Consider the following 6,667-nt stretch of genomic DNA (forward strand, 5'->3'; position numbering starts at 1 on the left):
AAGGAACTGCAAAAATGACCGAACTGAAGAACGATCGTTATCTGCGTGCGCTGCTGCGCCAGCCCGTTGATGTCACCCCGGTGTGGATGATGCGCCAGGCGGGACGCTATCTGCCAGAGTACAAAGCCACGCGCGCGCAGGCGGGCGATTTTATGTCGCTTTGCAAAAACGCCGAGCTGGCCTGTGAAGTGACGCTCCAGCCGCTGCGCCGCTTCCCGCTGGATGCGGCGATCCTCTTCTCGGATATTCTGACCATTCCGGATGCGATGGGCCTTGGCCTGTACTTCGAAACCGGTGAAGGTCCGCGTTTCACCTCCCCAATCAAAAGCAAAGCCGACGTGGACAAGCTGCCGATCCCCGATCCGGAAGGCGAGCTGGGCTACGTGATGAATGCCGTGCGCACCATTCGCCGCGAGCTGAAAGGCGAAGTGCCGCTGATTGGTTTCTCCGGCAGCCCCTGGACGCTGGCGACCTACATGGTGGAAGGGGGTAGCAGCAAAGCCTTCACCCTGATTAAAAAGATGATGTACGCCGAGCCGCTGGCCCTGCATGCGCTGCTCGACAAGCTGGCGAAGAGCGTCACGCTCTACCTCAACGCGCAGATTAAGGCGGGTGCGCAGTCGGTGATGATTTTCGACACCTGGGGCGGCGTGCTGACCGGGCGCGATTATCAGCAGTTCTCCCTGTACTACATGCATAAAATCGTTGACGGCCTGCTGCGTGAAAACGAAGGCCGTCGCGTGCCGGTGACGCTGTTCACCAAAGGTGGCGGCCAGTGGCTGGAAGCGATGGCGGCAACCGGCTGCGACGCGCTGGGGCTTGACTGGACCACCGATATTGCCGATGCGCGCCGTCGCGTGGGCGACAAAGTGGCGCTGCAGGGCAATATGGACCCGTCCATGCTCTATGCGCCGCCAGCCCGCATTGAAGAAGAAGTCTCGACTATACTGTCTGGTTTCGGCCAGGGGGAAGGCCACGTCTTTAACCTCGGCCACGGCATTCATCAGGATGTGCCGCCAGAACACGCAGGCGTATTTGTGGAGGCGGTGCATCGGCTTTCTGCCCAGTATCACAAGTAAGGAGTGGTTATGGATCTCGCGTCGCTACGCGCTCAGCAAATCGAACTAGCCTCATCGGTGATCCGCGAGGATCGTCTGGATAAGGATCCTCCGCAGTACATTGGAGGAGCAGATGTCGGATTTGAGCAGGGTGGGGAAGTGACGCGAGCGGCGATGGTGGTACTGAAGTACCCGTCGCTTGAGCTGGTGGAGTACAAGGTAGCGCGTATCGCGACCACCATGCCGTACATTCCGGGCTTTCTCTCCTTTCGCGAATATCCCGCGCTGCTGGCAGCGTGGGAGCAGCTCTCGCAAAAACCTGACCTGCTGTTTGTCGATGGACACGGTATTTCACACCCGCGCCGTTTAGGCGTTGCCAGCCACTTTGGGCTGCTGGTGGATGTGCCGACCATTGGCGTTGCCAAGAAACGCCTGTGCGGCGCGTTTGAACCTCTTTCTGCCGAGCCGGGCGCGCTGGCGCCGCTTATCCATAAAGGTGAGCAGCTGGCGTGGGTCTGGCGCAGCAAGGCGCGCTGTAACCCGCTCTTTATCGCCACCGGGCACCGGGTGAGCATGGACAGTGCCCTGGCGTGGGTGCAGCGCTGTATGAAGGGCTACCGCTTGCCGGAGCCGACGCGCTGGGCAGACGCCGTGGCGTCTTCGCGTCCGGCTTTTGTTCGTTGGCAGGAAATTCAGCGATGATTCAGGTAAACTGCGCCTAATTATCGATTCGAGAGATCATCATGCTACAAAACCCGATTCACCTGCGCCTTGAAAAGCTGGAAAGCTGGCAGCACGTCACCTTCATGGCTTGCCTGTGCGAGCGCATGTATCCCAACTATGCCGCGTTCTGCAAGCAGACGGGCTTTGGTGATGGCCATATCTACCGTCGCATTCTGGATCTGATCTGGGAAACGCTGACGGTGAAAGACGCGAAGGTGAATTTCGACTCTCAGCTCGAAAAGCTGGAAGAGGCGATCCCGGTGGCGGATGATTTTGACCTGTACGGCGTCTACCCGGCAATTGATGCCTGCGTGGCGTTAAGCGAACTGCTTCACTCCCGTCTGAGCGGTGAAACGCTGGAGCACGCTATTGAAGTCAGTAAGGCATCTATTACGACCGTCGCGATGCTGGAAATGACCCAGGAAGGTCGGGAAATGACCGACGAAGAGCTGCGTGCGAACCCGGCGGTTGAGCAAGAATGGGACATTCAGTGGGAAATTTTCCGCCTGTTAGCAGAGTGTGAAGAACGCGATATTGAGCTGATAAAAGGGCTGCGCGCTGACTTACGAGAGGCTGGCGAGAGCAATATTGGTATAATTTTTAACCAATGAGACAATAAATCTTGAGATAACGCCCGTTTTGTCGCTCCTCGACTCTTCCCTTTCGCCCCTTGTCTGGTCTACATTTGGGGGGCGAAAAAAAGTGGCTATCGGTGCGTGTATGCAGGAGAGTGCTTTTTTGGCATTTTCGTCGCACTCGATGCTTAGCAAGCGATAAACACATTGAAAGGATAACTTATGAACAAGACTCAACTGATTGATGTAATTGCGGACAAGGCTGATCTGTCTAAAGTGCAGGCTAAAGCTGCTCTGGAATCTACCCTGGCTGCTATTACTGAGTCTCTGAAAGAAGGTGATGCTGTACAACTGGTTGGTTTCGGTACCTTCAAAGTGAACCACCGCGCTGAGCGTACTGGCCGCAACCCGCAGACCGGTAAAGAAATCAAAATCGCCGCAGCTAACGTGCCGGCATTTGTTTCTGGTAAAGCACTGAAAGACGCTGTTAAGTAAGACGCGTGGCAGTGAACAGTTTTAGCGAAGGGGCGGCAACGCCCCTTTTGTCTTTCTGGCGCGGAACGCTCGCGCTGGCAGGCATGCTGCTGCTGTCAGCCTGTAGCCACGACACCTCCCTGCCGCCGTTTACCGCCAGCGGCTACGCGGACAACCAGGGCGCGGTCAGGATCTGGCGTAAAGATTCCGGCGGCGAAGTGCATCTGCTTTCTGCCTTCAGCCCGTGGCATAGCGGCAATACGTCGACGGCGGAGTATCGCTGGCAGGGAGATGACCTGTCGCTGATTGAGCTGAACGTCTACAGCAAGACCCCCGAACACGTGAAAGTGCGTTTTGACGACCATGGCGAGCTAAGCTTTATGCAGCGCGAAGTCAGCGGTCAAAAACAGCAGCTTTCCAGCGATCAAATTGCCCTCTACCGTTACCGTGCCGAACAAATCCGCCAGACCAGCGATGCGCTTCGTCTGGGACGCGTCGTGCTGCGCCAGGGGCGCTGGCATGCCGATGGGTCGGTGACAACCTGCGAAGGGCAGACGGTCAAGCCTGAGCTCGAATCCTGGGCAACCGAACACATTCAACGCCGTCAGCGTCATTCATCAATGGAAGTGAGTGTGGCGTGGCTTGAGGCGCCGGAAGGCTCTCAGCTGCTGCTGGTGGCGAACGAAGACTTCTGCACCTGGCAGCCGACGGAGAAGAGTTTCTGAGGTAAATCCCCTCTCCCTTGAGGGAGAGGGTCAGGGTGAGGGGGAACAGACGGTTCCGTTACTTCCCCTGCTCGCGCGCAATCGCGCGATAGCCGATATCCTGACGGCTAAAGCTACCGTTCCAGTGAATATCTGCCATCAGCGCATAGGCGCGTTTCTGCGCTTCTGCCACGGTATGGCCCAGCGCGGTTGCACACAGTACGCGGCCGCCGTTGGTGAGGACGCGATCGTCGCCATCCAGCTTCGTACCCGCGTGGAACACCTTCGCACCTTCAATCTCTTCCAGCGGCAGGCCGTGGATTTCATCACCGGTGCTGTAGTTGCCCGGATAACCACCCGCAGCAATCACCACGCCGAGAGACGCACGCTCGTCCCACTCGGAGGTTTTCTCGTCCAGCTTGCCATCGCAGGCTGCCAGGCACAGATCCACCAGATCGGATTTCATGCGCAGCATGATTGGCTGCGTTTCCGGATCGCCAAAGCGGCAGTTGAATTCGATGACCTTAGGGTTACCCTGCTTGTCGATCATCAGACCTGCGTAAAGGAAACCGGTGTAGGTATTCCCTTCTGCCGCCATTCCCTTCACGGTAGGCCAGATGATGCGATCCATGGTGCGCTGGTGAACTTCGTCAGTCACTACCGGAGCGGGGGAGTAAGCGCCCATTCCACCGGTATTCGGGCCGGTATCGCCATTGCCCACACGCTTGTGGTCCTGGCTGGTGGCCATCGGCAGAACGTGCTCGCCGTCTACCATCACGATGAAGCTTGCTTCTTCACCGTCGAGGAACTCTTCGATCACGATGCGGTGGCCCGCATCACCGAAAGCATTGCCCGCCAGCATATCCTGAACTGCGGCTTCGGCTTCGTCGAGAGTCATCGCGACGATCACGCCTTTACCGGCGGCCAGACCGTCGGCCTTGATAACAATCGGCGCGCCCTTCTCACGTAAGTAGGCCAGAGCAGGCTCCACTTCAGTGAAATTCTGATATTCCGCCGTCGGGATGTTATGACGCGCGAGGAAATCTTTGGTGAAGGCTTTGGAGCCTTCCAGCTGCGCGGCGCCTTCCGTTGGGCCGAAGATTGTCAGGCCCGCTGCACGGAATGCGTCAACGACGCCAATCACCAGCGGCGCTTCCGGGCCGACGATGGTCAGGTCGATTTTCTCGCTCTGGGCAAAACTCAGCAGCGCCGGAATGTCGGTCACGCCGATAGCCACGTTCTGCAGCGCGGGTTCCAGTGCGGTACCGGCGTTGCCCGGTGCCACGAAGACCGTTTTCACCAGCGGAGACTGCGCCGCTTTCCACGCCAGCGCGTGCTCGCGCCCGCCGTTACCAATCACTAATACTTTCATTTTCAGCTCCGGAAATTAATGGCGGAAGTGGCGCATGTCGGTGAAGATCATCGCGATGCCGTGTTCGTCGGCAGCGGCAATCACTTCGTCGTCGCGGATTGAACCGCCTGGCTGGATCACGCAGGTGATGCCCACAGCGGCTGCGGCGTCGATACCGTCACGGAACGGGAAGAAGGCGTCAGAGGCCATGGCGGAGCCTTTGACTTCCAGACCTTCGTCACCTGCTTTAATACCCGCGATTTTCGCAGAGTAAACGCGGCTCATCTGGCCTGCGCCTATCCCGATGGTCATGTTCTCTTTCGCGTAGACGATGGCGTTGGATTTCACGAACTTCGCGACCTTCCAGCAGAACAGCGCGTCACGCAGTTCCTGTTCGGTCGGCTGGCGTTTGGTCACCACGCGCAGGTCGGCTTCTGTCACCATGCCCAGATCGCGGTCCTGAACCAGCAGGCCGCCGTTTACGCGTTTGAAGTCCAGGCCCGGCACGCGTTCTGCCCACTGGCCGCAAATCAGTACGCGCACGTTCTGTTTTGCCGCGGTGATTTTCAGCGCTTCTTCGGAGGCCGATGGCGCGATAATCACTTCGACAAACTGGCGGGAGATAATGGCCTGTGCGGTTTCAGCATCCAGTTCGCGGTTGAAGGCGATAATGCCGCCGAACGCGGAGGTCGGGTCGGTTTTGTAGGCGCGATCGTAGGCATCCAGAATAGAGGTGCTTACCGCCACGCCGCATGGGTTGGCGTGCTTGACGATAACGCAGGCCGGCTCGCTGAACTCTTTCACGCATTCCAGCGCCGCGTCGGTGTCGGCAATGTTGTTATAGGAGAGCGCTTTGCCCTGAACCTGCTGAGCGGTCGCAACAGAGGCTTCTTTTACCTCTTCTTCTATATAGAAGGCAGCCTGCTGGTGGCTGTTCTCACCGTAACGCATATCTTGTTTCTTAATGAAGTTCAGATTCAGGGTACGCGGGAAGCGGCCAGAAGGATCTTTGCTTTCACCGTGGTAAGCCGGCACCAGGCTACCGAAGTAGTTGGCGATCATGCTGTCATACGCCGCGGTGTGCTCGAAAGCTTTAATGGCGAGGTCGAAACGGGTATCCAGAGTCAGTGACCCTTCGTTGGCATCCATCTCATTAATAATGGTCTCGTAATCGCTGCTCTTCACCACGATAGCCACATCTTTATGGTTCTTGGCTGCTGAGCGCACCATGGTTGGGCCGCCGATATCAATATTCTCTACGGCATCTTCCAGAGAACAGCCTTCGCGGGCAACGGTCTGGGCAAACGGGTAGAGGTTAACGACAACCATGTCGATTGGGGCGATATCATGCTGTTCCATAATAGCGTCGTCCTGACCGCGACGGCCAAGAATACCGCCGTGCACTTTCGGGTGCAGGGTTTTGACGCGTCCATCCATCATTTCCGGGAAACCGGTGTAATCGGACACTTCGGTTACCGGCAGACCTTTATCTGCTAACAGACGAGCGGTACCGCCTGTAGAAAGCAGTTCTACACCGCGTGCAGAAAGTGCCTGAGCGAATTCGACGATACCGGCTTTATCAGAAACACTGAGCAGAGCGCGGCGGACTGGACGACGTTGTTGCATGGTAAATCCCCTGGATTTCACGATTACAGAGAGCGTTAGATGAATTTTCCTGCGAAAAACTCATCTAACACACCTGACGAGGCATCCTTGTTAAGCGCGAGCATTTTAACGAAAACGTTTGCGCAACGCTCGCACATTTTCACTTTTTCGCATCGC

General features: G+C 57.3%; 7 protein-coding genes. 5 read left to right on the forward strand and 2 right to left on the reverse strand.

Going from position 1 to position 6,667, the window contains the following annotated elements; all coding sequences use genetic code 11:
• Window positions 1-14 precede the first annotated feature (14 nt).
• The 5 genes from hemE to LRM19_RS20700 all read left to right on the forward strand — a co-directional run bounded on the left by hemE (window position 15) and on the right by LRM19_RS20700 (window position 3,555).
• A complete protein-coding gene (gene hemE, locus LRM19_RS20680) occupies window positions 15-1,079 on the forward strand; it encodes a uroporphyrinogen decarboxylase (RefSeq protein WP_024908252.1) in 1,065 nt (354 codons plus the stop codon).
• Window positions 1,080-1,088: 9 nt separating this feature from the next.
• On the forward strand, window positions 1,089-1,760 hold the full coding sequence (nfi, locus tag LRM19_RS20685) for a deoxyribonuclease V (RefSeq protein ID WP_023309979.1): 672 nt from the start codon (window positions 1,089-1,091) through the stop codon (window positions 1,758-1,760).
• A gap of 41 nt (window positions 1,761-1,801) precedes the next feature.
• Window positions 1,802-2,392: a YjaG family protein gene (locus LRM19_RS20690; protein ID WP_008503468.1), complete on the forward strand. Its 591-nt coding sequence runs from the start codon at window positions 1,802-1,804 to the stop codon at window positions 2,390-2,392.
• 186 nt (window positions 2,393-2,578) lie between these two features.
• Window positions 2,579-2,851: a nucleoid-associated protein HU-alpha gene (gene hupA, locus LRM19_RS20695; RefSeq protein ID WP_002445246.1), complete on the forward strand. Its 273-nt coding sequence runs from the start codon at window positions 2,579-2,581 to the stop codon at window positions 2,849-2,851.
• Between the two features lie 11 nt (window positions 2,852-2,862).
• Window positions 2,863-3,555: a DUF1481 domain-containing protein gene (locus LRM19_RS20700; protein ID WP_127732714.1), complete on the forward strand. Its 693-nt coding sequence runs from the start codon at window positions 2,863-2,865 to the stop codon at window positions 3,553-3,555.
• Between the two features lie 58 nt (window positions 3,556-3,613).
• Here LRM19_RS20700 and purD read toward each other — a convergent pair whose 3' ends face one another.
• Together purD and purH are read right to left on the reverse strand one after the other, a co-directional pair.
• The gene (purD, locus tag LRM19_RS20705) at window positions 3,614-4,906 is read right to left on the reverse strand and encodes a phosphoribosylamine--glycine ligase (protein WP_271369730.1); all 1,293 of its coding nucleotides are present in this window, start codon (window positions 4,904-4,906) and stop codon (window positions 3,614-3,616) included.
• A 15-nt stretch (window positions 4,907-4,921) separates the two neighbouring features.
• On the reverse strand, window positions 4,922-6,511 hold the full coding sequence (gene purH / locus LRM19_RS20710) for a bifunctional phosphoribosylaminoimidazolecarboxamide formyltransferase/IMP cyclohydrolase (RefSeq protein WP_111966118.1): 1,590 nt from the start codon (window positions 6,509-6,511) through the stop codon (window positions 4,922-4,924).
• Window positions 6,512-6,667 lie beyond the last annotated feature (156 nt).

Origin of the sequence: Enterobacter sp. PI-10 (assembly GCF_027947695.1) — a bacterium.
Taxonomy (GTDB): Bacteria; Pseudomonadota; Gammaproteobacteria; order Enterobacterales; family Enterobacteriaceae; genus Enterobacter; species Enterobacter vonholyi.

Excerpts from the sequence above, each read along its gene's own strand:
- purH (WP_111966118.1), bottom strand. The coding sequence starts at position 6,511 with ATGCAACAACGTCGTCCAGTCCGCCGCGCTCTGCTCAGTGTTTCTGAT.
- hupA (WP_002445246.1), top strand. The coding sequence starts at position 2,579 with ATGAACAAGACTCAACTGATTGATGTAATTGCGGACAAGGCTGATCTG.
- hemE (WP_024908252.1), top strand. The coding sequence starts at position 15 with ATGACCGAACTGAAGAACGATCGTTATCTGCGTGCGCTGCTGCGCCAG.
- LRM19_RS20690 (WP_008503468.1), top strand. The coding sequence starts at position 1,802 with ATGCTACAAAACCCGATTCACCTGCGCCTTGAAAAGCTGGAAAGCTGG.
- purD (WP_271369730.1), bottom strand. The coding sequence starts at position 4,906 with ATGAAAGTATTAGTGATTGGTAACGGCGGGCGCGAGCACGCGCTGGCG.
- nfi (WP_023309979.1), top strand. The coding sequence starts at position 1,089 with ATGGATCTCGCGTCGCTACGCGCTCAGCAAATCGAACTAGCCTCATCG.